The organism is Flavobacterium sp. GP15 (assembly GCF_014281985.1).
Taxonomy (GTDB): Bacteria; Bacteroidota; Bacteroidia; order Flavobacteriales; family Flavobacteriaceae; genus Flavobacterium; species Flavobacterium pygoscelis.
The window spans coordinates 153,163-177,607 of record NZ_JACFTC010000006.1 but is presented as its reverse complement, the minus strand read 5'-3'; the positions used below and the strand labels follow the sequence as shown (position 1 = coordinate 177,607).

Sequence of the window (24,445 nt, the reverse complement as noted above, 5' to 3'; positions counted from 1 at the left end):
TGGATCATTAGTGTTTTATATAGTTTTCTAAAAAAATATTGGTTATTAATTGTAAAATATTAATACAGCAATTTTGCTGTTTTTACAAAAATGAGAAAATTTGAAAATGTTAGAAATTTGATAAAATAAAAAGATGCTTCAACAATCAATTAGTCGACTTGAATATGTAACTGAAACAATTCCTGAAATTCTTAGTAAAATTGAAGATGAAATTTTTTCTAAAAAACACTCTGCAAATAAGTGGAGTATAAAACAAATTATTGGACATTTAATTGATAGCGCTACAAATAATCATCAAAGATTTATACGTGGACAATTTGAAGAAAATCCAGAAATAAAGTATGATCAAAATAAATGGAATGAATATAATTTCTATCAAGAAATTGAAAAAGAACAAATAATTTCCTTTTGGAAAGTTTACAATAAACAACTCATTGAAATCATCAAAAGAATACCAAAAGAAAATTTAATACGAGAAATAAAAATTAACGATAAAAATTTGACTTTGGAATTTTTAATAATTGATTATGTTGTTCATTTAGAATATCATTTAAAGCAAATATTGAAAGAATAAAAAAGAAACGTAAAACAACCTTTTTCAGTAAGTAAGGCTTTAATGGGATTACAGTTTTTATTTATATCGTTACTTAGCATAAACACTCTACTTCTAAATTTTCCAACCATGGCAAACGAAGAGACAACAAGAAGTTTAAAATCAATAAATAAAACAAATTATGAAAAAATACAATTCTAAATCTTTTCTAAATAAAGAAATTAAGTTAATACCAACTATTATTCTGGCAGGTATTGTATTTTTTTTCATATTTAAATTAGGAAAAGATTGCGCCAATTATGATAAAAGACATACTGAAATTACAAATGAATTCAAGTAATTATTTACAGTATTTTGATAATTTATAATAAAAAACCACAACAGAATTAGATCAAGTTGTGGTTTTTTTATTGAAGTTATTTTTTTTACCAAGGAATCGGATTGTAGTCTTTTAAGAATTTACCGGACCAATGTTTTCCTGTATTAATTCCGTCAAAAAGCGGATCCATTACTCGGGCTGCACCATCAACAATATCTAATGGTGGCTGAAAATCTTCCTCTTCTTGTTTCTTTTTGGCTAACTCAGCCGGATCTTCGTCAGTTACCCAACCGGTATCAACGGCGTTCATAAAAATTCCAACTTTAGCTAATTCTCCTGCTGCCGTGTGGGTAAGCATATTTAGCGCCGCTTTCGCCATGTTCGTGTGTGGATGACGCGCTTCTTTAAAAAAGCGATGAAACTTCCCTTCCATGGCAGAAACGTTTATAATGTGTTTTTTTCCTGTATTTTCTTTTTTCATCACTTCCGAAAGGCGGTTGCATAATACAAAAGGCGCTACCGAATTAACGAGTTGTACTTCGATCATTTCAGTAGTTTCTATTTGACCTAATTTCAATCGCCAACTATTTGTTTTCCTTAAATCGACTTGCTGCAAGTCGGCATCAAGTTCTCCTTCTGGAAAAACTTCATTTGCCACTATGGCATTATCAAATGAATACGGAATTTGAGATAATTTAGCCGAAGCTCGCAAACCAATTCCAGGTTCTGGTCCGTGCCAAGTTACTGGCATATTTTGATTGGAAGAGGCGCCAGAAGTCAATATCTTCAATTCATCCAAACAATTGGTGTGATCTAATAATAATTCTTGTGCTTGTTTGGGCAAATCAGAAAGTAAGCGTTCTTCATTCTGCATCAAATGGGTGTAAAACCCTGCAGGACGTCGTACCGTTTGTGCCGCATTATTAATTAGAATATCCAATCGCTCGTATTTCTGTTCTATAAAATTGCAGAATATTTCGACACTTGGAATATGTCTTAAATCCAATCCATGTATTTTTAAGCGATGTCCCCAATCTATAAAATCGGGTTCTTTAGAAAAACGCAAAGCCGAATCTACCGGAAAACGAGTTGTTGCAATCACCGTTGCTCCACCGCGCAAAAGCATTAGTGTAATGTGGTATCCAATTTTAAGTCGAGATCCCGTAATTACTGCTACTTGTCCTTTTACATCGGCAGTTTGAAAACGTTTGACATAATTAAAATCACCACAATCGGTACACATCGTATCATAAAAGTGATGCATCTTTGTAAATGGTGTTTTACATACATAACAATTTCTAGGGGTTTCTAATTCTAATTGCTCTTTGCTATTAAGCTCATTAAAAGCCAATAATTTTGGAGCTACAAACACACTAGCTTCACGAGCATAACGAATTCCGGTTTCTTTACGTGCCGTTTTATCTTGCTTTTCTTTCTTGCGTTTTGCCACTAATCTTCCATCCTTTTTTCTGCGAGAAAGCTCATCACGATCTGGTCTCGAAAACTGTCCCGCTGCTTTTATCAAAGCTGTTCTTTGCTCTTTTTCGATATCAAATATTTGATCAGTATCAGCGTTTAACTGTGACAAAATGGCGATACATCTGTCAATTTCATTTGAGGTTATAGCAATCGTAGGCGCTATTTCATCTTTCGTCATCATAAAAAACGGGAATTATTCTTAGTGTAAATTTCAAGTCGGCAAATATAGTTTTTTAAAAGTTTACGAGATCAGTTTAACTCATTTTCGAAAAGAATCACGCCATAACAAAAAATACTTTTTACCCATACTCTTGAAACAATCTGTCGTAATTAGTAAAATTTGTGTTTAATGTAAAGAATTCTCTGAGTATCTTCGCTTTTTTTTGTGCAACTCTGTGTAATAAACCTTTATGTTATTTCAAGTAAAATCATATCTAAAATTTCTTTGGCAGTCCAAAAACGAGCATGCAGTTCATTCTCCATTTGTCTTTAATTTATTGACAAAATGCTTTTATGATCGTAAAACAATACCAGAATATGAGGTTTTAAAAAAGTTTAGGAAATCACTTTTAGAAAACAAAAACACTATTGAAGTCACTGATTTTGGTGCGGGTTCTAAAGTTTTTAAATCTAATAAAAGAGAAATTTCAAAGATTGCTACAACTGCGGGAATTTCAACAAGAAGAGCCCAATTATTATACCGTATTGTAAATTATTTTCAACCTTCTTCCATTTTAGAAATAGGAACTTCAGTAGGATTAGCAACTGCTGCACTTTCTCTGGGAAATAAAAAGGCACAAATCACAACTTTAGAAGGCTGCAAAAACACCTTATCTGTTGCGCAAAATCAGTTGCAAAAATTCAAATGCATGAATATTGAATTTTTAAATTCAGAATTTAGTCATTATTTAAAAAACAGCGATTTAAAATTTAAACCATTTGATCTTATTTATTTTGACGGAAACCACCAAAAACAAGCTACTTTAGATTATTTTGAAGCATTACTTCCTACAGTTACCAACGAAACGGTATGGATTTTTGATGATATTCATTGGTCAAAAGATATGGAAGAGGCCTGGAAAATAATACAAAAACATAATAAAGTTAGCGTAACGATAGACACGTTTCAATGGGGATTTGTATTTTTTAGAAGAGAACAACCAAAAGAACATTTCATCATTCGCGTATAGATTATTATATTTGCAATCTAAATATACTACATGGACATCAAACAGATCTTCGAGAATAACCGCAATTGGATTGCAAAAAAGCTTCAAAGCGACGAAAAATATTTTGACAAATTAGGCGACGGACAAACTCCTGAATTCCTTTATATAGGTTGTTCTGATAGCCGCGTTTCTGCCGAAGATCTAATGGGATTAGAACCTGGACAAGTTTTTGTACACAGAAATATTGCTAATATGGTTCCCAATACAGACCTTAATTCGATGTCTGTTATTAATTATGCCGTAACGAGTTTAAAAGTAAATCACATTGTAGTTTGTGGCCATTATGGTTGTGGCGGTGTACTTGCTGCCATGCAACAAGCCGATTTAGGAATTTTAAATCCATGGTTAAGAAACATACGTGATGTATACCGTCTTCACAGACAAGAGCTTGATGCAATAGAAGAGGAAGGTCAAAAATACAAAAGATTAGTAGAGTTGAATGTTCAAGAACAATGCATCAACGTGATTAAAACCGCTGAAGTTCAGAGAGCCAATAGACAACGCAATCTAAAAGTGTACGGATGGGTTTTTGATATTCACAACGGAGAATTAATAGATTTAAATATCGATGTTGATGCTATCTTTAAAGAAATTACATCCATTTATAAAATAGCGGATTAATAAAATAATCCTATTCATTTAAAATTTACAATAAAGGCTGTTTCAAAATTATTGAAACAGCCTTTTATACATTTATTCGTTATCGTAAAAAGGTAACCAAAAAAAATGACAGCCATTACTGACTGTCATCTCCCTATTGAATTAACTATTCCTTATTCTTTAGCTTATTGTTTAGCTTTTTTCATTTCTTCTGATTTAGCTCCCATTCTATTTAGAGTGTACATCGGTGCAAATTTAATTTTTAAACCAGCAATTTTTCTATTGTCTTCAGAAGAAAGACCTTCTTTTTCTACTGTATTTTTTCTGCTATCCAAGGCTTCATACATTGCTTTTACTTCATCCCAATCTTCACGAGAATATTTGTCTTTGTTGTTTTCTACAGTATGAACAAATTGTTGGTAAACACTATGAATATTAGCGGCATTTACCCAACCAAAATTCATATCATCACCTATTTTTCCTTCACCAAACAAAGCATTTCTCATTTGTTGTTTTGGATTTGCAGCAGCAGCGGCAGCCATTTTTTGAGCTTCAACTTTAACTTTTAAAGCTTCATATTTTGCTTTACTAGCATCAATTCTTGCTTGAGATTCAGCATTATCTTTCATATCAGCTATAGCAACTTCAGCTTCTCCTACTCTAGTTTGGTATGAAGATTCAATACCTTCCCAATTTTGAGCTGCTTCAGCTTCAGCTACGTTTCCAAGAGAATCTACGTAAGTTACGTACGAATCAACTTTTTTCTTTGCTTGTTCTGCTTTTTCATCTTTACATGATGTAAATCCTATAGCCATTACTGCTAATCCTAATACTAGTTTTTGAGTTTTCATAATTTTTGATTTAATTAATTATTATGAAACAAATGTATATCAGATTGTTAATTATTCAATAATAAACCAATAATTATACAACTAATCTTAAAAATTGTGAAATAACACAAAAACTTAGTTGAATTATAAAAATATTAACTAAAATAATATAAAAGTTTATAACTTGTTTTAGCTTATAAACCACTAGAAAAATCATCTAAATCGCACTATTAAACTAAACTTAATAATGTAGAAATTAAAATTCATTATTCTAAACAGTGTAACAAATTAAAAAAAAGACTACTTATTAATAGTTCAAAAGTTTTTGTACTTTTAAAATCTAAATTAATAGTAGCCTGAGCAAAGTCTAAGGTTAAAAATCATACATTCTAATGGCAAACCCGCTAATAAAAATAACGAATATCAAAAGAGATTTTGTACTTGGAAATGAAATCGTTTATGTTCTAAAAGGCATTGATTTAGAAATAAATAAAGGCGAATATGTAGCTTTAATGGGTCCTTCGGGATCTGGAAAATCTACCTTAATGAACTTATTAGGATGCTTAGACACCCCTACTTCTGGGAATTACATTTTGAACGGAAAAGATGTAAGCAAAATGAAAGATGATGAGTTAGCCGAAATAAGAAACAAAGAAATAGGTTTTGTTTTTCAAACCTTCAACCTTTTACCTAGAACAACTGCCCTAGATAATGTGGCATTACCCATGATATATGCAGGTTTTTCTAAATCAGAACGCAACAAACGAGCTACCGAAGTTCTAGAACAAGTAAATCTTGCCGATAGAATGGATCACCAACCCAACCAACTTTCTGGAGGACAACGTCAGCGTGTAGCAATCGCTAGAGCTTTAGTCAACAAACCATCTATCATTCTGGCCGATGAACCTACCGGAAATCTAGACAGCAAAACCTCATTAGAAATCATGAAACTATTTGGTGACATCCACTCCAACGGGAATACCGTTATTCTAGTAACTCACGAGGAAGAAATTGCCGCTTATGCAAATAGAATCATTCGTTTGCGCGATGGATTAATAGAAAGTGATACCACAAAATAATTTTTTTTCAAGGAGCTAATCCGGCTATCCGCTACAATCTTTATTGCTCTTTCACGCCTCTAAAAAGGCTAAAATAGCAATAAAGGATTTTCACTACTATCCGGGCTAGGAACGAGTTGTAAAAAGAACTTCTATAATAGTAAAAAAGAGTTTTAAACTTTTACAGAAGGCTTAGTTTTAGTAATAAATCCATTTGAAGTTTCTTCTATTTCAAGAATCAAATTAATAGCCTAAATTTGATCCACAACACTAATTCAAAAAAATGAAAGTATATACAAAAACGGGAGACAAAGGAACGACAGCTCTTTTTGGAGGAACTCGAGTACCTAAAGACCACGCCCGAATAGAAAGTTACGGAACCGTAGATGAGTTAAACTCCTATATCGGATTAATTCGTGACCAAGAAATGAATATCCATTACAAAGAAATTTTAATCGAAATTCAAGATCGCTTATTTACAGTGGGAGCCATTCTTGCTACTCCACCAGAAAAAGAGGTCATGAAAAACGGAGAATTACGATTAAAAAAACTAGGAATAATTGAATCTGATATCGAATTATTAGAAAATGAAATTGACGCTATGGAAGAAGCCTTGCCGCCAATGACACATTTTGTACTTCCTGGAGGACACACTACTGTGTCATATTGTCATATTGCACGCTGTGTTTGCCGTCGAGCAGAACGTCTAGCCGTTCATTTAAGTCATAATGAACCCGTTGCCGAGATTGCAATTAAGTACTTAAACCGACTTTCTGACTATCTTTTTGTGTTGGCACGAAAGTTGTCTCATGACTTGAATGCTAACGAAGTGCAATGGATACCGAGGAAGTAAGTTTTCAGTCCTGAAGCTTTAAGAAAAGAGTAATGGTTTTTTAATTTTAGAGGTATTCAAAATGAAAAAATTGTTAATTTAAAGTCAAAAATCTGAAATCAATTTAAACGTTCTTAACTTTAACTAAAAATAAATCATTTTTTACTTGTCTCTTTCAGTAAAAATTTTATTTTTGCACAAAACTAAATCGACAACAAATGTATTGGACATTAGAATTAGCATCCTATCTTAGTGATGCCCCGTGGCCTGCTAACAAAGACGAACTTATTGACTACGCTATTAGAGCAGGAGCTCCATTAGAAGTAGTAGAAAACCTTCAATCTATAGAAGATGAAGGCGAGATATATGAATCAATGGAAGAAATATGGCCAGATTATCCTACTGACGAAGATTATCTTTGGAATGAGGATGAATATTAAAAGGTAACCCAATTAAAAAGTCTCTAAAGAGGCTTTTTTTGGTTTAAAGTCTCAAAATTAAAAAAAATAGAAATAAAAACATATCATGAGTTTCATAAATAGCCTTATTAAAGTCTTTGTTGGCGATAAGTCACAAAAAGATGTAAAAGCATTACAACCTTATCTTAACAAAATTAAAACGTTCGAAACTCCTTTAATGTCATTAACCAATGATGAACTTAGAGGACGCACCCTATTTTTTAAAGAAAAAATAAAACAAGATCGTTCCGAAAAAGATGCCAAAATTGCCTCTCTTAAAAAGGAAGTAGAAAGTATCACGGATATTGATAAAAGAGAAGACATTTACATCGCTATTGATGCTCTTGAAAAAGAAGCTTACGATATTTCGGAAAAAACATTAATGGAAATTCTTCCAGAAGCTTTTGCTGTAGTAAAAGAAACAGCAAGACGTTTCAAAGACAATTCTCAAATTGTAGTTACAGCAACTCCAAAAGACAGAGAATTATCTGCCACAAAAAGCTACATTACTTTAGACGGAGACAACTCAGTTTGGAGTAACACATGGAGTGCTGCAGGAAAAGAAATTACCTGGGATATGATTCACTATGACGTACAATTAATTGGCGGAATGGTGTTGCACGAAGGAAAAGTGGCAGAAATGCAAACTGGTGAAGGAAAAACATTAGTGGCAACTTTACCATTGTACTTAAATGCATTAACAGGAAACGGTGTGCATTTAGTAACTGTCAATGATTATTTGGCAAAAAGAGATAGTACCTGGAAAGCGCCTTTATTCGAATTTCATGGTATGACTGTAGAATGTATTGACAACTACCAGCCCAATTCTGATGACAGAAGAAAAGCGTATGATGCAGATATAACTTACGGAACTAATAATGAATTTGGTTTTGATTACTTAAGAGACAACATGGCACATTCGCCAAATGATCTGGTACAACGCAAACATAATTATGCTATTGTCGATGAGGTCGATTCAGTATTAATTGATGATGCAAGAACACCATTAATTATCTCTGGACCAGTCCCTCAAGGAGACCGTCATGAGTTCATGGAAATGAAACCAAAAATCGAAAACCTAGTGGGGCTTCAACGTCAATTAGCAAACGGTTTTTTATCAGAAGCTAAAAAATTAATAAAAGAGGGAAATACTAAAGAAGGTGGATTCCAATTATTAAGAGCTTACCGAGCATTACCAAAAAACAAAGCATTAATTAAGTTTTTAAGTGAAGAAGGAATTAGACAATTGCTTCAAAAAACAGAAAACCATTACATGCAAGATAACAATAGAGAAATGCACAAGATCGATGAGGCATTGTACTTTGTTATTGAAGAAAAAAACAATCAAGTAGAATTATCGGACAACGGAATAAAATATCTTTCTGGAGATACTGATGCTGACTTTTTTGTACTTCCAGATATTGGAACAGAAATAGCTGCTATCGAAAAGAAAAAATTAGACAAAGACGTTGAAGCAGAAGAAAAAGAAAAATTATTTCAAGATTTTGGTGTAAAAAGTGAGCGTATTCACACTTTAACACAACTTCTAAAAGCCTACACTTTATTTGAAAAAGACACAGAATATGTGATCATGGATAATAAAATCATGATTGTAGATGAGCAAACGGGTCGTATAATGGATGGTCGTCGTTACTCTGACGGATTACACCAAGCGATTGAAGCTAAAGAAAATGTAAAAATTGAAGCAGCAACACAAACCTTTGCAACAGTAACTTTGCAAAACTACTTTAGAATGTACAACAAACTGGGTGGTATGACAGGAACTGCTGTTACTGAAGCTGGTGAGTTATGGCAGATATATAAATTAGACGTTGTAGAAATTCCTACGAACAGAGGAATGGCACGATTGGATAAAGAGGATTTTATTTATAAAACGACTCGTGAAAAATTCAACGCTGTTATTGAAGACGTAACAGAATTATCAAAAGCAGGAAGACCAGTACTTATTGGTACTACTTCAGTAGAGATTTCTGAATTATTGAGCCGAATGTTAAAAATGAGAGGGGTTACACATAATGTGTTGAATGCCAAAATGCACAAACAAGAAGCTCAAATTGTTGAAGAAGCAGGAAAACCAGGAGTAGTTACTATTGCAACAAACATGGCTGGTCGTGGTACGGATATTAAATTATCTGCCGAAGTAAAAGCAGCTGGTGGATTAGCAATTGTAGGTACAGAGCGTCATGACTCTCGTCGTGTAGACCGTCAGTTACGTGGTCGTGCAGGTCGTCAAGGAGATCCAGGAAGTTCACAGTTTTATGTTTCTCTTGAAGATAATTTAATGCGTTTATTTGGCTCTGAAAGAGTAGCCAAAGTAATGGACAGAATGGGATTGCAAGAAGGAGAAGTGATTCAACATTCGATGATGACAAAATCTATCGAGCGTGCTCAGAAAAAAGTAGAGGAAAATAACTTTGGTGTTCGTAAGCGTTTGTTAGAATATGATGACGTTATGAATGCACAACGTGAAGTAGTTTACAAACGTCGTCGTCATGCGTTGTTTGGAGAGCGTTTGAAATTAGATATTGCTAATATGCTTTATGATACCTGCGAATTAATTGTAGATCAAAATAAAGGAAGTAATAATTTCAAAAACTTCGAATTTGAATTGTTTCGTTATTTCTCTATTACTTCACCAGTTACCGAAAGTGAGTTCAATAAATTGAGCGAAATGGAGCTAACAGGAAAAGTATATAAAGCGACATTAGAATATTATACTGAGAAAACAGCAAGAAGCGCAAGAGAAGCCTTCCCTATTATAAAAAGTGTTTACGAAGATAAAAACAACCAATTTGAGCGTATCGTAGTTCCTTTTACAGATGGAATTAAATCGTTGAATGTCGTAACTGACTTGAAAATGGCTTATGATTCTCAAGGAACGCAACTAGTGGCTGATTTTGAGAAAAACATTACATTAGCAATTGTTGATGAAGCGTGGAAAAAACACTTGCGTAAAATGGACGAATTGAAACAATCGGTTCAATTAGCAGTTCACGAACAAAAAGATCCTTTACTAATTTACAAATTAGAAGCTTTTAATTTGTTTAGAGCAATGATTGACAACGTAAACAAAGAAGTAATTTCTTTCTTATTCAAAGGGGATTTACCAGCTCAAGAAAATCAAAAAATTCAAGAGGCAATAGATGTTGCTCCAAGAGAAGATTACGAGTTGAGTAAAGATGAGATTCCTAATAGTGAAGCTGCAAATCGTGAAGCGGGAGAAACCCAACCACGTCAAGTTACCGAAACTATTACGAGAGATATGCCAAAAATAAATCGTAATGATAACGTTACGGTTCAAAACGTGGCTAACGGACAAATACAAGAAATGAAATACAAAAAAGCCGAAAGCTTAATCGCTTCAGGACAATGGGTATTGGTGAACTAAAAGCCCTTTTATTTCTAAACAATAAAAACTCCACTGCGCAAGTAGTGGAGTTTTTTTATGCTTTTTTTTAGGAGCTAATCCTGCTGTGCGCTGTATCTTTTATTTTAGGATGCCACTATCGCTTCCTCCTAAAATAAAAGGATGCCGCTTCCATCAGGGCTAGGTGATCTAGATAAATTGAGAGTTTTTACGGTTTTCCGTAAGTATATTCTGTTGAGAGGAATTACTTTTGAAAACTAATTTTATATCAGCAATTTCGGAATAAAATTATATATTTGAAGAACGAGTAAAAAACAGAGTGAACTTTCGCCTATACATTTAGAAATGGGTGTATTGGTGCGACTTTGAAGCGCATATATACAAGTTAGCGGTAAGACGCCCTCGAAATTAAAACAGAACCAACTGTGATATTACAATTAAAGAAGGATTTATTAGAAAAAAACTCAAAAGATATTTACAGAAAATATCTTTTGGGTCAGAAAGTATGGTATTTTTCAAATTATTTTGGAGATGAAAATCATTCCATTAAATACGATGAACTAAAGTATTTTATTTCAGAAAAGCTTGATGTACATTTTAACAACGTAGCAATAGTCGGAAGTGCAAAAACTGGAATAAGTTTTAACCCAGGAAAGAAATATAAACTTTTCGATGAAAGTTCAGATTTTGATATAATTATTGTTTCTCCAAAACATTTTAATAAATTATGGACAGCATATGTTGAAATGTTTTATCGAGGCGTCCCGATGGCCGAATATGGTGAAGTATCTAAATTTATATTTAAAAAATTTATATCTCTAAAAAATCCAACGCTGAAACATCCTGAAATAATTAGTTGGCTAAAAACTGTAGAGCCTCTTGTCAAAGATTTGCAATTGTTTTTCGGTGTGGAACAACAAGTTAATTATAGAATATACGATTCATGGGAATCTGTAGAAAATTATCACTATTTTGGCATAGGACTTTTGAAGAATAAAGTTTTAAAAAATCATAAACGCGAACAAAAAATAACTCAAATACTTTTATCAATAATAAATTATAAAAATGGCAACAATAAATGATCAAATAAATATAGAACCTCAAAAAGTAAAATGGGTTATTGATTTAATGAATGCAAGTTTATTAACTGTTGATAATAGTTTCCAAAGAAATTATGTATGGTTAGAAAAACATCAAATTAAATTAATAGAAACCATACTTCTTGGATTTCCTATACCGGAAATTTATTTATGGCAGAAAGACACTGATTCAAAATCAGGAAATATGAAATTTAGTATAATTGATGGACAACAACGATTAGGTGCAATATTGAATTTTATAAATGATGAATTTTCTCTACAAGCAATAGCGATAGATGAAAAAAATTTAAAAATGAATTTTGTAGGTAAAAAATTTAGTGAACTTTCCGATGATGAAAGAAGCGCTATTTGGAAATTTAAACTTTCATTAAGAATAGTTGGAGAAGAAGTAGAAAGAAATGATGTGGTAAATATGTTTTTAAGGTTAAACAGTACTAATATGTCACTAAATCCTCAAGAACTTAGAAATGCTGAATTTGAGGGATTATTTATAAAAGCAGCAGCAGAAATTGCGGAAAATCAATTTTGGAAAAAACATACTATTTTTTCTATACAAGATTTACGTAGAATGAATGATATACAGCTAATTAGCAGTATTCTTTTGTTTTTTAGAATGGGTATTGGAGAAGATACAACTCAAGCGAACTTTAATAAAGTATATGACTTATATAACGAAGAATATTCTGAAAAAGAAGAGGATCAAAAACTATTTTATTCGATAATTTCAGAAATTGAGAAAATTATTAACAATGAAAAAGATGTAGAAAGATTTATACGAAAAAAGACGCATCTATATACTTTATTTTTATTAGTGTATTATTTTATAAGAAAACAAGGAGGAATTAAAGATAAACAAATTTCTTCTTTCAAAAATTTTGTACTTGCATATAATGATGCTAATTATGCGCAACAAGTTTTCGATAAAAATACTCAAGAAGATATCCAAGAATATAAAAAACTTAGTTCAACAGGAACTCAAGGCAAGACTAACCGAATTCGTAGAAATGATATTCTTAAAAAAATATTAGAATAAAGTCCAGCTGCTAACAGCTAAGACTTTGTTGGGCTTGAAAACCCGATAGGCGGATTTGTAATCCGTGCCAATTCCAACAACCCGAATAGTCGGGATCAAGAGGCTAAAATGCCTCTTTTTTTTTGCAGTAAAAGGAGAGTGATTTTTCTCGTGTTTTCGTTAACTTTTTAGTCACCGTTAAAACAATTATTTTTAATAGATAATTAGTTCGTTTTGAAGATATTAGAGGTTTATAAAAGGTTTGACTTCAGTAGCAGTGTAGAAAAAATTGCGAGAATTAAAAATCCATCCTTCTCGATTTAAACACTATGGAGAAAAACTTCAGCTGGAATACTGAAATAATTTTTTAATTTTTGAGCCATTTTTAATGTTATTTCACGCTTTCCAGTAAGTATTGCCGAAACGTGTCCTTTACTTCCTATAATTGATTCAAGGTCTTTTGCTTTTAAACCCATTTCTTCCATTTTGTATTTTATTACTTCTAAAGCGTCAAGTTGTGGTAAATGGTAATTTTTATCATCAAAATCTTTCACTAAAACTAAAAGCAAGTCTAGTTCATCGCTTTCTAAAGTGTTGGGTTTTGCGTGAAATAGCTCCATTAATCTGATTGATGCTTTATTATAATCTTCTTCCGTTTTTAATACTTTCCAGTTCATAGTTATTGCTTTTTATAGTTTAAAATCGCTATATCAAAAACAACGGTTTCAACATTAATTTTATCATAATCTTTATGAGTCCCAAACCAAATTACATAACAAGCTGTTTGCAAAAAATTTATTGAAACAACTAAACGAAAATCATTTCCTTTTATATTGAAAACAACTCTATCATTATTTACAATACTTGCATTTCCATAAACACTCTTAAGTTCATTGAAATTTTTAAAATTTAGTTTTGTAAATTCGTTATACCAAATTAACAATTGCGTTTTTGCAATTGGATATTTTTCGATATAAAATAAAATTGTTTTCTTTACAAGAATTTTCATTTGACAAATATACTTTTAAGTTTTCAATTTGCAAACTTTTTATTCTTGATTTGAATTATGATGAGTAACAATAATTAGTCATCTACACTTTAAATAAGTACTAAACATTGTATAATGTCGTATTTTTAAATCAGACAAAATAAAATAATCAATTGATTTTGAATCATTATCAATACTATTGATTCTTTTGACTTTACGACTTTTAAACTTTCGACTTAATTAAATGGATAAAATTTGTTTAATTGATATTTTTCTACATAATGAAATTTTATTTATAATCCACAATTACGACAGTAATTATCGGCTTTCTATATATTTGAAATCCTATTAAAAACAAAAAAATGTCCTGGAAAAGCGATCTTACAATTCACACCGATTTACTTCTTACTAAAGAAAAACTTTATGACACCTATAATTTTGAATGTTCGTTTCCTGAAAAGGAAAAAGAAAGCGCTGAATACGGAGCGTATTCATTCCTACTAAATAATAAATCAATTGTATTTCGTGTTGCAAAAATTACTCCAACCAAAATCGGGCAATTTGTAACTTTATGGAAGAGAATCGATAAAGGACCAATTCAACCATTTGATTGCACTGATGGAATTGATTTAATCGTGATTAGTGTACGAAAAGAAAATCGTGTTGGACAATTTGTATTCCCAAAATCAGTACTTTGTGAAAAAGGAATTATTTCGACAACTACTAAAGAAGGCAAAAGAGCGATTCGCGTTTATCCGCCTTGGGATGAAGCTATAAATAAACAAGCTCAAAAAACGCAACAATGGCAACTGGATTATTTTTTAGAAATTCCAAGCGATGAAACAGTTAACATTGAAGATGCGAAAAGGCTTTACGATTTATACAACTGATTTTGGATTATCAATAAAATAACGCTCTTCAATTCTTTTGATATCTTTTATAGAATTTTTAGCCCAAGCCAAACGTTTTTCTAAGATTTCTTGTTCGGATAGATGCCAATTAATGTTCGTTTTGCGTAATCGACTCGTTAAGTTTTGAATTATTATTGCGGCAGAAACTGAAATATTCAAGCTCTCTGTAAAACCTACCATCGGGATTTTAAGAAAACCATCGGCACGTTCCAAAATTTCTTGTGATAAACCGTCTCTTTCTGTTCCAAAAAACAAGGCACTCGGTTTTGATATATCAAAATCATCCATCAAGCAATCTCCTTCGTGAGGAGTTGTTGCGATAATTTGGTAACCTTTGTTTTTTAAAGTATCTACGCAATTCGTAATACTATCGAATGTATTTATATCCACCCACTTTTGAGCACCCATTGCAATTTCCTTATCGATACTTTTTCCGTAACGCTGTTCGATTACATTTAATTCTTGTATTCCAAAAATCTCACAGCTGCGCATAACCGCACTAGTGTTGTGCATTTGGAAAATATCTTCTACCGCGATTGTAAAATGTTTCGTCCTATTTTCCAAAACTTTCAGGAATTTCTCTTTACGGTTGTCAGTCAGAATATTTTCAAGAAAATTAAGGTAATCGATATCAATCATTAGAATAAGTTTTTTGGCAAAAATAGTAAAAAAGAGTAGCTTTATCACTTTAGAATTGGCTTGTTCAATCTTCAATTTTTATTTGTGAATAGAAATTGATTTATGAATTTTTGCAGAATTTGCGTGAGGGATAGAGGCGATATCCTTTTCTGGACTTTTTAGGCCAGCAAAGATAAAGCCGAAAGCCCGGTCGCTTTTGCGAACACGCCCAAATAAAAAAATATGAAAAAGAAATTAGTAGTCTTAACGGGAGCGGGAATTAGTGCAGAAAGCGGAATTAAAACTTTTCGAGATAGTGACGGACTTTGGGAAGGTCACAACGTAATGGATGTTGCAACGCCGGAAGGTTGGCGTAAAAATCCAGCTTTAGTATTAGATTTTTATAATCAAAGACGCAAACAGCTCAAAGAAGTTGAACCCAATCTAGGACATCAAATTTTAGCGGAACTGGAAAAGGAATTTGAGGTGTATATAATTACTCAAAATGTAGATGATTTGCATGAGCGTGCTGGAAGTACAAATGTTTTACATCTTCATGGCGAATTATTAAAAGTGAGAAGTGAAACAAACCTAAATTATATTTTGGATTGGTATGAGGATTTAAATTTTGGCGATATGGATGACGAGAAAAATCAATTGAGACCGCATATTGTTTGGTTTGGAGAGGACGTTCCTGCGCTTGATCGAGCTTTGGAAATTACACAAAGTGCCGATTTTTTTGCTGTAATTGGAACTTCTTTACAGGTTTATCCTGCTGCTGGATTAATCGATTTTACAGCTCGTGAAATACCTATTTTTTATATTGATCCTAAGCCAATAAAAATCCCTAATCTTAGAAATCCATTGCAAGTAATTCCAGAAGTAGCCTCAAAAGGTGTTGAAATTATGAGAAATAAGTTGCGTTCTTTTATTTAAAAAACAAAAAACAGAGAAAGTAGGGCTTTATCTAATTCAAATGTTATAAATCATACGGCTATTTTCTAATATCTGCTTATATTTGCGACTTTCGAACAAACAACTAAACAATGACTACTTTAAACGAATTGAATGCTATATCACCAATTGACGGTAGATATAGAAACAAGACTATTTCACTGGCTCCATTTTTCTCTGAAGAAGCTTTAATCAAATACCGCGTATTGGTTGAAATTGAATATTTCATTGCTTTGTGCGAAACGCCTTTACCTCAACTTGCAAACGTAAACCCAGATTTATTTGAGAGTTTACGTGCTATTTACAAAAATTTCTCTACTGAAGATGCACTTTGGATTAAAGAAACGGAGAAAGTCACGAATCATGATGTAAAAGCAGTTGAATATTTCATTAAAGATGCTTTTGAAAAACTAGGTTTATCAGAATATAAGGAGTTTATCCACTTTGGATTGACTTCTCAAGATATTAATAATACGGCTATTCCGCTTTCGACAAAAGAAGCTTTTGAGAAAGTATATATGCCATCGTTGATCACTTTGACTTCAAAACTGAAGGATTTAAGCATCGAATGGGCGGCTATTCCAATGCTAGCACGCACGCATGGACAACCGGCTTCTCCTACTCGTTTGGGTAAAGAAATTGGCGTTTTTGTAGAACGTCTAGAAGAGCAAATGCGTTTGTTGTTTAATATTCCTTTTGCAGCTAAATTTGGTGGAGCAACAGGAAACTACAATGCACATCATGTAGCGTATCCGCAAATTGACTGGAGAAAGTTTGGTGGAAAATTTGTGGAAGAAAATTTAGGTTTGCACCACTCCTTCCCTACTACACAAATTGAACATTACGATCACTTTGCAGCATTTTTTGATGCGTTAAAAAGAATTAACACTATCATTATAGATTTAGACAGAGATATTTGGACGTATGTTTCAATGGAATATTTTAAACAAAAAATAAAAGCAGGAGAAATAGGATCTTCAGCAATGCCGCATAAAGTTAACCCAATTGATTTTGAAAATTCAGAAGGAAATTTAGGAATTGCTAATGCTATTTTTGAACACTTATCTGCAAAATTACCATTGTCAAGATTACAACGCGATTTGACAGACAGTACGGTTTTAAGAAACATAGGAGTTCCGATGGGACATACTTTGATAGCATTTGAAGCAACATTAAAAGGTTTAAATAAATTATTATTAAACGAACCTAAATTTCACGAAGATTTAGAGAAAAACTGGGCCGTTGTTGCCGAAGCTATTCAAACCATATTGCGTAGAGAAGCGTATCCAAATCCTTATGAAGCTCTGAAAGGATTAACTAGAACCAATGAGGCGATTGACAAGAAAGCCATTCATGGTTTTATAGCAACACTTGACGTATCGGCAGAAATTAAAGCAGAATTAATGCAAATTACTCCTAGTAATTTCTTGGGAATATAAATACTACATTTTCTAATTAAAATAATCAATTCCCATTAAAAAGAACAAAACACTTCTTTTTAATGGGAATTTTTCATTTAAATCGTACTATAAACGCTCGTTTTAACAAAACATACTGTTATAAAAAAAATATTTTATATATCTTACCAAAATACAGAAAACCATAAAAAAACGAATAAACGCCTATGAGTACCGCAGAAACAGTAGCAAATGTATCACTCCATTTAGAACCCTTAATTAGTGATTTAGGATTAATATTAATGACAGCTGCTGTTGCAGTTTTATTATTTAAAAAAATAAAACAACCGCTGGTTTTAGGTTATTTGATTGCTGGATTTTTAGCGGGAAATCATTTTGATTTTTTCCCTTCTGTAAAAGATTTAAAAAGTGTAGAAGTTTGGGCTGAAATTGGAGTAATCTTTTTACTGTTTAGCTTAGGGCTTGAATTTAGTTTTAAAAAACTAATGAAGGTGGGCGGATCAGCATCAATTACCGCGGTCACACAAATAATTGCGATGATTGCAATAGGATATATGGTAGGACAATGGATCGGCTGGAAACCCATGGACAGTGTATTTCTAGGAGTTATTCTTTCTGTTTCATCCACGACAATTATTCTCAAAACCTTTGAAGAACTAGGTGTAAAAACACAAAAATTTGCTGGAATAGTTATAGGTTCTTTAATTGTACAAGATATTGTTGCTATTTTAATGATGGTATTACTCTCAACTATAGCTGTAAGCCAACAATTTTCAGGAACGGAATTATTACTATCGGTATTAAAATTGATTTTCTTTTTAACTATTTGGTTTGTAGGAGGGATTTTTTTCATTCCCACTTTACTAAAAAAAGCAAAGAACATATTAACCGACGAAATGCTGTTAATAGTCTCTCTTGCTTTATGTTTAATGATGGTTATTCTAGCCGCTAATGTTGGTTTTTCTCCTGCTTTGGGTGCTTTTATAATGGGATCTATTATTGCCGAAACGACACAAGCAGAACATATTGAACATTTGGTAAAACCGGTAAAAGATCTTTTTGGAGCGGTATTTTTTGTTTCTGTAGGAATGTTAATTAATCCAGATACTTTATATGAATATGCTTTTCCAGTAGCGATATTAACAGTTGTAGTTATCATAGGACAATCGATTAGCTCAACAGCAGGCGCTTTACTTTCGGGTTTACCTCTAAAACAATCAGTCCAAACAGGAATGAGTTTATCTCAAATTGGGGAATTCTCTTTTATCATAGCCACACTAGGAATGTCGCTAAAAGTAACCAGTGATTTCCTATATCCTATTGTTGTGGCAGTATCTGCAGTAACGACTTTTACGACGCCTTTTATGATTAAATTTTCCACTCCATTTTCTGAATATTTAGAAAAGAAATTACCCCGAAGATGGATTAAACGAATTGAAAGATATAGTGCCAATGCACAGTCAATCAAATTAGTGACCAATTGGCAAATAGTGGTTCGCGCTTTTTTAACCCAAGTAATTATACACTCGGTAATTATCGTAGCAATGATACTGCTTTCTTCTAAATATATTTTACCATTGGTAGAAGTCACTCAATACGGAAATATCTTTGGCGCCTTAATTACTTTAGTAATAATATCTCCTTTTTTATGGGCATTATCCTTACGACGAGTAGCAGTAAAAGAGGTGGCAATTTTAAGAGAAGAACGCAAATACCGTGCTCCGATTTTGATGATGATCTTATTGAGAATGGTTTTAGCGCTTTTTTATATTGGTTTGTTACTTAATATCTTTTTTTCTCCTATAATTGCTTTCGTAGCCTTGATAGTAGTGGTATTTGGTTACTTTATTTTCCCTAAAAAACTAAATGCACATTACCATAAAATTGAAGATCATTTTCTAAGAAATCTAAATGCTAGAGAAATCAAAAAAGCAGTTAGAAGCCGAAGTGATTTAACACCTTGGGATGGACATATGTCTACTTTTGAAATTGCTCCAACTTCAAATGTAGTGGGAAAGACATTGGAAGAGTTGCGAATTAGAGAGCAATTAGGTATTAATATCGCCTTTATCAAACGAGGTGAATTCACGATAAATATTCCCAATAAAAATGAGCGTCTTTTTCCAGGCGACGAAATTTGTATCATTGGAACCGATAATCAAGTTAAAGATTTTAAAGTGTATTTGCATCAAAATGAAATTGAACTTCCTGAAATTATTGAAACTGATATTATCCTAAAGCAACTAGAAATTAAAGAAGAAGAATTTATAGGCGCTACAATTAGGGAATCACAGCTTCGTGAAAAAACAAATGCTCTGATTGTAGGAATTGAAAGAAGCGGAAAAAGAATTCTTAATCCCGAATCAAACATGATTTTAGAAAAAAATGATATTCTTTGGGTGGTAGGGAGTAAAAAATTATTAAATATATTTTTCAAAAATTAATAGTTTTATCTCCTTTTAATGAATCCTGTCACCCTATCTTTTTGTCTGACAGGATTTACTTTTCAATAAAGATTAGAATTAATCAATATTTTATATCTTTCCATCTCATAAAACAAACAAAACGACTATAAATCAACTAAATAGACTTAATCCTAAAGGACTTTATGCCAAAAAATAAAATATTAATCTTGTTTTCCCATCCCTTATTCGAAAAATCTCATGCGAATAAAGCGTTGGTAGAAAATATTCCCAATTCAGAAAACATCACTTTTCATGATTTATATGAGGAATATCCCGATTTTGATATTGATGTAAAACGCGAACAAGCATTTTTAAGTGAGCATGACATCATTATATGGCATCATCCCATGTATTGGTACAGTTGCCCGCCACTAATGAAGCAGTGGATTGACATGGTTTTAGAATACAATTGGGCTTATGGAAAAAAAGGGAAAGCCTTGCAGGATAAAATTATTTTTCAAGTCATTACTACTGGCGGAGATAAAGAAAATTATTGCGAAACAGGAAGTCATCGTTATAGTATTTTGGAACTATTAGAACCATTTAATCAAACGGCAAAAGTGTGTAACATGCTATATTTACCTCCTTTTGTCGTACATGGAACTCACAATATGACACAAGAGGATTATTCTAAAAACGGCATAATTTATGGCTATTTTTTAGATTATCTAGAAAACAATATTATAGATTCTGAGGGAATTTTGCAATACCATTATTTAAACGAGTGGTTCGCAACAATACAAGTTTAATATGGAAACTGATTTTTTATTACAAGCAATCATCTATTTAGCAGCAGCCGTAATTTGTGTACCTATTGCAAAAAAATTGGGCTTAAGTTCTATTTTAGGATATTTATTAGCGGGAATAGTAATTGGTCCTTACGTACTTGGATTTATTGGTCAAGAAGGTCAAGATATTATGCACTTTGCTGAATTTGGGGTGGTAATGATGTTGTTTTTGATTGGTTTAGAACTAGAACCTCGGAAGTTTTGGAAAATGCGAAAATTCATTCTCGGTATAGGTTCTGCACAATTAGCAGGTACAACACTAATTTTGTTCTTGGGATTCCTCTTTTTTATGGATTGGAATTGGAAAACAGGATTGGCTATTTCACTGGCATTAACACTATCCTCGACTGCAATTGTACTGCAAACCTTAAAAGAAAAGGGATTATTAAACACCTCATTAGGAAGATCCTCATTTGCAGTTTTACTATTTCAAGATATTGCCGTAATCCCTATCCTAGCTTTTTTACCGCTTTTATCAACAGTTAATATTGATGTAACCAATGACGGACCCCAATCATTGATTGCAGGTTTTCCTAGTTGGTTACAAACGGTAATTGTATTGGGAATCATATCTACTATTTATTTTGCTGGCCGTTATGTTCTTGTTCCTATATTACACATTATTGCAAAAACGAGATTACAGGAATTGTTTACTGCCTCTGCTTTATTATTGGTAGTTGGTGTTTCGTATTCCATGCAATTAGTAGGCCTAAGTCCTGCACTTGGTGCTTTTATGGCAGGAGTCGTATTGGCAAACTCAGAATTTAGACATGAATTAGAAGGTGATATTGCTCCTTTTAAAGGATTACTTTTGGGACTTTTCTTCTTGGGAGTTGGCGCTTCCATAAACTTTCAATTAATTCTCAACGATCCTATTTTTATTTTTGTTTTTGGAGCCATTTTAACATTGGTGAAATTTACTGTTTTATTCTTTATTAGTAGATTTAATAAAAAAAAGACCGATCAAAATTTCCTCTTTGCTTTTGGATTAAGTCAAGCGGGAGAATTTGGTTTTGTGATCATGAGCTTCTGTATGCAATTGAATATCATTCCAACTATTCTAGCCAATCAAGTAATGGCTGTCATTGCCATGAGCATGGTAGCGACTCCTTTTTTGTTGTTAATAAATGAAAAACTCATTTATCCATTTACCAGAAATAGAGAAAGAGCTACTGGACCAAAAAAAGAAAATGATTATATAGATGAACCTACTCCCGTTATCATTGCAGGTTTTGGTCATTTTGGAAGTACTGTCGGACGTTTATTAAAAGCCAATAAGGTAAAACTAACCATTCTAGATTACGATTCGGAGCGTATTGATTTATTAAGAAAAATGGGGTTTAAAGTCTATTATGGTGATGCTACACGATTAGAATTATTAAAAGCAGCGGGTTGTGAAAATGCAAAACTTTTTATAGCTGCAATTGATAATCCAACGGTCAATTTGCAAGTGATTGAAACCTTAAAAAAGCATTTTCCAAATTTAAAAATCCTAACACGTGCTCGAAACCGAAATGATGCCTATGAACTCATTGATCATCAAGTTAAACATATTTATAGAGAAACGTTATACAGTGCGGTAAATATGGGTGTTGATGCGTTAGTTGCATTAGGACATCGCAAATATTCAGCCACAAGACAAGGACAACAATTTATAAAATACGACGAAATTACAACTAAAAAATTAGCTGAAAAAAGGCACGATAAAATGGCCTATATGATTACAATGAAAGAGGAAGTAGATTTACAAGAACAACTTCTTAAGACTGATATTTATTCGCAAGTTGCCGCAACAAACCACAGTTGGGATAGCGAGCATCTAAAAAATAACTTAGCCGACAATAACGAATAACATGTAAGTTTCGCTTAATTTTTTAAAAGTTTAAAATGAAATTAAATAACAAAGCATAATTAAAATCCTAAAGGGAAATTAATTATGCTTTGTTTTTATACTTAAAAAAATTATTTTACTGGAATATTAGCTAAAATTTCTAAAACAAATTTCCAGAATTTCTGAGAAGAGGTAATACTTGCTCTTTCATCTGGTGAATGCGCACCGTGAATAGTTGGACCAAAAGAAATCATATCCATTTCTGGATAATTAGTTCCAAGGATTCCGCATTCTAAACCGGCGTGACAAGCTACCACCTGAGGTTTTTCGTTATTTTGTTTTTCATAGATTCCAACCAAAACATCTAATATTTCTGATTCTGAATTAGGAGTCCATCCAGGATATGATCCTGAAAACTCTACTTCGCAACCCATCAATTCAAATGCAGAACGCAAAGCGTTAGCCAAATCGAATTTAGAGGTTTCAACAGAAGAACGTGTTAGACATTGTACAGAAAGTTGTCCATCGCCTAAAACTACTTTTGCTATATTGTTTGATGTTTCTACCAGATTATCAAAATCGGCACTCATTCTGTAAACGCCATTATGAGCGGTATACATCGATCTTACAAAATAAAACTGTGCAATAGACGGCATTACTTTAGCAGGTGCAACATCCATTTTTTCAAAAACAACTTCTAAATCAGGTTCTGTAGTTTTAAATTCTGTTTTTATTTCGTTTACAATTTGTTGCATATCAAAAACAAATGCTTCATCATAAACTCCCGCAATACTAACTTTAGCAGTACTTTCACGAGGAATTGCATTACGCAAACTACCTCCAATTATCTCCGAAATTTGCAATCCAAAATTATCAAAACCATCAAATAATAAACGGTTCATAATTTTGTTAGCATTCCCCAAACCTTTGTGGATATCCATTCCTGAATGTCCACCTTTCAAACCTTTAACCGTAATGGTATAGCCTACTGAACCTTCAGGAGTTTCCTCTTCATCATATTCTGCAGTAGCAGTTACATCAATTCCTCCAGCACAACCAATATCAATTTCATCATCTTCTTCAGTATCCATGTTCAACAAAATCTGACCTTGTAAAACACCTCCTTTAAGATTTAGAGCTCCAGTCATTCCTGTTTCTTCATCAATGGTAAACAAGGCTTCGATATCAGGATGCGGAATATCAGTACTTTCTAAAATTGCCATGATAGCCGCAACTCCAAGACCATTATCAGCACCAAGAGTAGTTCCTCTTGCACGAACCCAATCCCCATCAACATACATATCGATTCCTTGCGTGTCAAAATCAAAAACGGTATCGTTATTTTTTTGATGCACCATGTCTAAATGTCCTTGAAGCACAATTGCTTTGCGGTTTTCCATTCCTGCCGTAGCTGGTTTACGAATAATTACGTTACGGATTTCATCTTCAAAAGTTTCCAATCCAAGGCTTTCGCCGAATTTCTTCATGAATTCAATTACGCGATCTTCTTTTTTAGAAGGGCGAGGAACAGCATTCAAATCAGCAAATTTATTCCAAAGTGCTTTTGGCTCTAGATTTCTTATTTCTTGACTCATTTATTTTAGTTTCAGGTTT

The 24,445-nt window shown here is 32.7% G+C and carries 22 protein-coding genes; 16 read left to right on the top strand and 6 right to left on the bottom strand.

Translation table 11 applies throughout. The annotated features are described in order from the left end of the window. The first annotated feature begins 133 nt into the window (after window positions 1–133). Window positions 134–574, top strand: coding sequence for a DinB family protein (locus H2650_RS12995; protein ID WP_188051238.1), 441 nt, complete (start codon window positions 134–136; stop codon window positions 572–574). 160 nt (window positions 575–734) lie between these two features. Beyond that, complete coding sequence (locus tag H2650_RS12990; protein WP_188051237.1) at window positions 735–893, top strand: hypothetical protein; 159 nt, start codon at window positions 735–737, stop codon at window positions 891–893. 85 nt (window positions 894–978) lie between these two features. Here H2650_RS12990 and H2650_RS12985 read toward each other — a convergent pair whose 3' ends face one another. Next, a complete protein-coding gene (locus H2650_RS12985) occupies window positions 979–2,529 on the bottom strand; it encodes an SDR family NAD(P)-dependent oxidoreductase (protein ID WP_188051280.1) in 1,551 nt (516 codons plus the stop codon). Between the two features lie 232 nt (window positions 2,530–2,761). Here H2650_RS12985 and H2650_RS12980 point away from each other — a divergent pair, with 232 nt between their 5' ends. After that, window positions 2,762–3,541: an O-methyltransferase gene (locus H2650_RS12980; protein ID WP_188051236.1), complete on the top strand. Its 780-nt coding sequence runs from the start codon at window positions 2,762–2,764 to the stop codon at window positions 3,539–3,541. Window positions 3,542–3,571: 30 nt separating this feature from the next. Then, the gene (locus tag H2650_RS12975) at window positions 3,572–4,201 is read left to right on the top strand and encodes a carbonic anhydrase (protein ID WP_188051235.1); all 630 of its coding nucleotides are present in this window, start codon (window positions 3,572–3,574) and stop codon (window positions 4,199–4,201) included. A 164-nt stretch (window positions 4,202–4,365) separates the two neighbouring features. On the opposite strand, the gene H2650_RS12970 is transcribed toward H2650_RS12975, so the two are convergent. Beyond that, window positions 4,366–5,031 carry a DUF6565 domain-containing protein gene (locus H2650_RS12970; RefSeq protein WP_188051234.1) on the bottom strand — a complete coding sequence of 222 codons (666 nt, stop codon included), beginning with the start codon at window positions 5,029–5,031 and terminating at the stop codon, window positions 4,366–4,368. A 371-nt stretch (window positions 5,032–5,402) separates the two neighbouring features. Between H2650_RS12970 and H2650_RS12965 the strand changes: the two genes are divergently transcribed. From H2650_RS12965 to H2650_RS12940, 6 genes are all read left to right on the top strand, one after another. Further along, the gene (locus H2650_RS12965; protein ID WP_188051233.1) at window positions 5,403–6,089 is read left to right on the top strand and encodes an ABC transporter ATP-binding protein; all 687 of its coding nucleotides are present in this window, start codon (window positions 5,403–5,405) and stop codon (window positions 6,087–6,089) included. A 262-nt stretch (window positions 6,090–6,351) separates the two neighbouring features. Next, on the top strand, window positions 6,352–6,921 hold the full coding sequence (locus tag H2650_RS12960) for a cob(I)yrinic acid a,c-diamide adenosyltransferase (RefSeq protein WP_188051232.1): 570 nt from the start codon (window positions 6,352–6,354) through the stop codon (window positions 6,919–6,921). Window positions 6,922–7,118: 197 nt separating this feature from the next. Then, window positions 7,119–7,340, top strand: coding sequence for a DUF2795 domain-containing protein (locus H2650_RS12955; protein ID WP_007138072.1), 222 nt, complete (start codon window positions 7,119–7,121; stop codon window positions 7,338–7,340). Window positions 7,341–7,425: 85 nt separating this feature from the next. Then, the gene (gene secA, locus H2650_RS12950; RefSeq protein WP_188051231.1) at window positions 7,426–10,767 is read left to right on the top strand and encodes a preprotein translocase subunit SecA; all 3,342 of its coding nucleotides are present in this window, start codon (window positions 7,426–7,428) and stop codon (window positions 10,765–10,767) included. 404 nt (window positions 10,768–11,171) lie between these two features. Continuing rightward, window positions 11,172–11,828, top strand: a complete 657-nt coding sequence (locus tag H2650_RS12945; protein ID WP_188051230.1) for a hypothetical protein — start codon at window positions 11,172–11,174, stop codon at window positions 11,826–11,828. Beyond that, a complete protein-coding gene (locus tag H2650_RS12940; protein ID WP_188051229.1) occupies window positions 11,812–12,879 on the top strand; it encodes a DUF262 domain-containing protein in 1,068 nt (355 codons plus the stop codon). Before H2650_RS12945 ends, H2650_RS12940 begins: the two co-directional genes overlap by 17 nt. 299 nt (window positions 12,880–13,178) lie before the next feature. Here the strand turns inward: H2650_RS12940 and H2650_RS12935 are convergent, their stop codons facing one another. Then, the gene (locus H2650_RS12935) at window positions 13,179–13,535 is read right to left on the bottom strand and encodes a type II toxin-antitoxin system HigA family antitoxin (RefSeq protein ID WP_188051228.1); all 357 of its coding nucleotides are present in this window, start codon (window positions 13,533–13,535) and stop codon (window positions 13,179–13,181) included. Between the two features lie 2 nt (window positions 13,536–13,537). Next, on the bottom strand, window positions 13,538–13,867 hold the full coding sequence (locus tag H2650_RS12930) for a type II toxin-antitoxin system HigB family toxin (RefSeq protein ID WP_188051227.1): 330 nt from the start codon (window positions 13,865–13,867) through the stop codon (window positions 13,538–13,540). A gap of 341 nt (window positions 13,868–14,208) precedes the next feature. On the opposite strand from H2650_RS12930, the gene H2650_RS12925 reads away from it, so the two are divergent. Beyond that, a complete protein-coding gene (locus H2650_RS12925) occupies window positions 14,209–14,736 on the top strand; it encodes a MepB family protein (protein WP_188051226.1) in 528 nt (175 codons plus the stop codon). On the opposite strand, the gene H2650_RS12920 is transcribed toward H2650_RS12925, so the two are convergent. Then, entirely contained in the window at window positions 14,725–15,396 is a 672-nt protein-coding gene (locus H2650_RS12920) for an RNA methyltransferase (protein ID WP_188051279.1), read from the bottom strand. The two genes, H2650_RS12925 and H2650_RS12920, sit on opposite strands and share 12 nt — an antisense overlap. 222 nt (window positions 15,397–15,618) lie before the next feature. Here H2650_RS12920 and H2650_RS12915 point away from each other — a divergent pair, with 222 nt between their 5' ends. The 5 genes from H2650_RS12915 to H2650_RS12895 all read left to right on the top strand — a co-directional run bounded on the left by H2650_RS12915 (window position 15,619) and on the right by H2650_RS12895 (window position 22,852). Then, entirely contained in the window at window positions 15,619–16,311 is a 693-nt protein-coding gene (locus H2650_RS12915; protein WP_188051225.1) for an NAD-dependent deacylase, read from the top strand. 110 nt (window positions 16,312–16,421) lie between these two features. After that, window positions 16,422–17,768: an adenylosuccinate lyase gene (purB, locus tag H2650_RS12910; protein WP_188051224.1), complete on the top strand. Its 1,347-nt coding sequence runs from the start codon at window positions 16,422–16,424 to the stop codon at window positions 17,766–17,768. Between the two features lie 185 nt (window positions 17,769–17,953). After that, the gene (locus tag H2650_RS12905) at window positions 17,954–20,191 is read left to right on the top strand and encodes a cation:proton antiporter (RefSeq protein ID WP_188051223.1); all 2,238 of its coding nucleotides are present in this window, start codon (window positions 17,954–17,956) and stop codon (window positions 20,189–20,191) included. A 164-nt stretch (window positions 20,192–20,355) separates the two neighbouring features. Continuing rightward, complete coding sequence (locus H2650_RS12900) at window positions 20,356–20,961, top strand: NAD(P)H-dependent oxidoreductase (RefSeq protein WP_188051222.1); 606 nt, start codon at window positions 20,356–20,358, stop codon at window positions 20,959–20,961. A 1-nt stretch (window position 20,962) separates the two neighbouring features. After that, on the top strand, window positions 20,963–22,852 hold the full coding sequence (locus tag H2650_RS12895) for a monovalent cation:proton antiporter-2 (CPA2) family protein (RefSeq protein ID WP_188051221.1): 1,890 nt from the start codon (window positions 20,963–20,965) through the stop codon (window positions 22,850–22,852). 110 nt (window positions 22,853–22,962) lie between these two features. Here H2650_RS12895 and H2650_RS12890 read toward each other — a convergent pair whose 3' ends face one another. Continuing rightward, window positions 22,963–24,426, bottom strand: a complete 1,464-nt coding sequence (locus tag H2650_RS12890) for an aminoacyl-histidine dipeptidase (RefSeq protein ID WP_188051220.1) — start codon at window positions 24,424–24,426, stop codon at window positions 22,963–22,965. Between the last annotated feature and the right edge of the window lie 19 nt (window positions 24,427–24,445).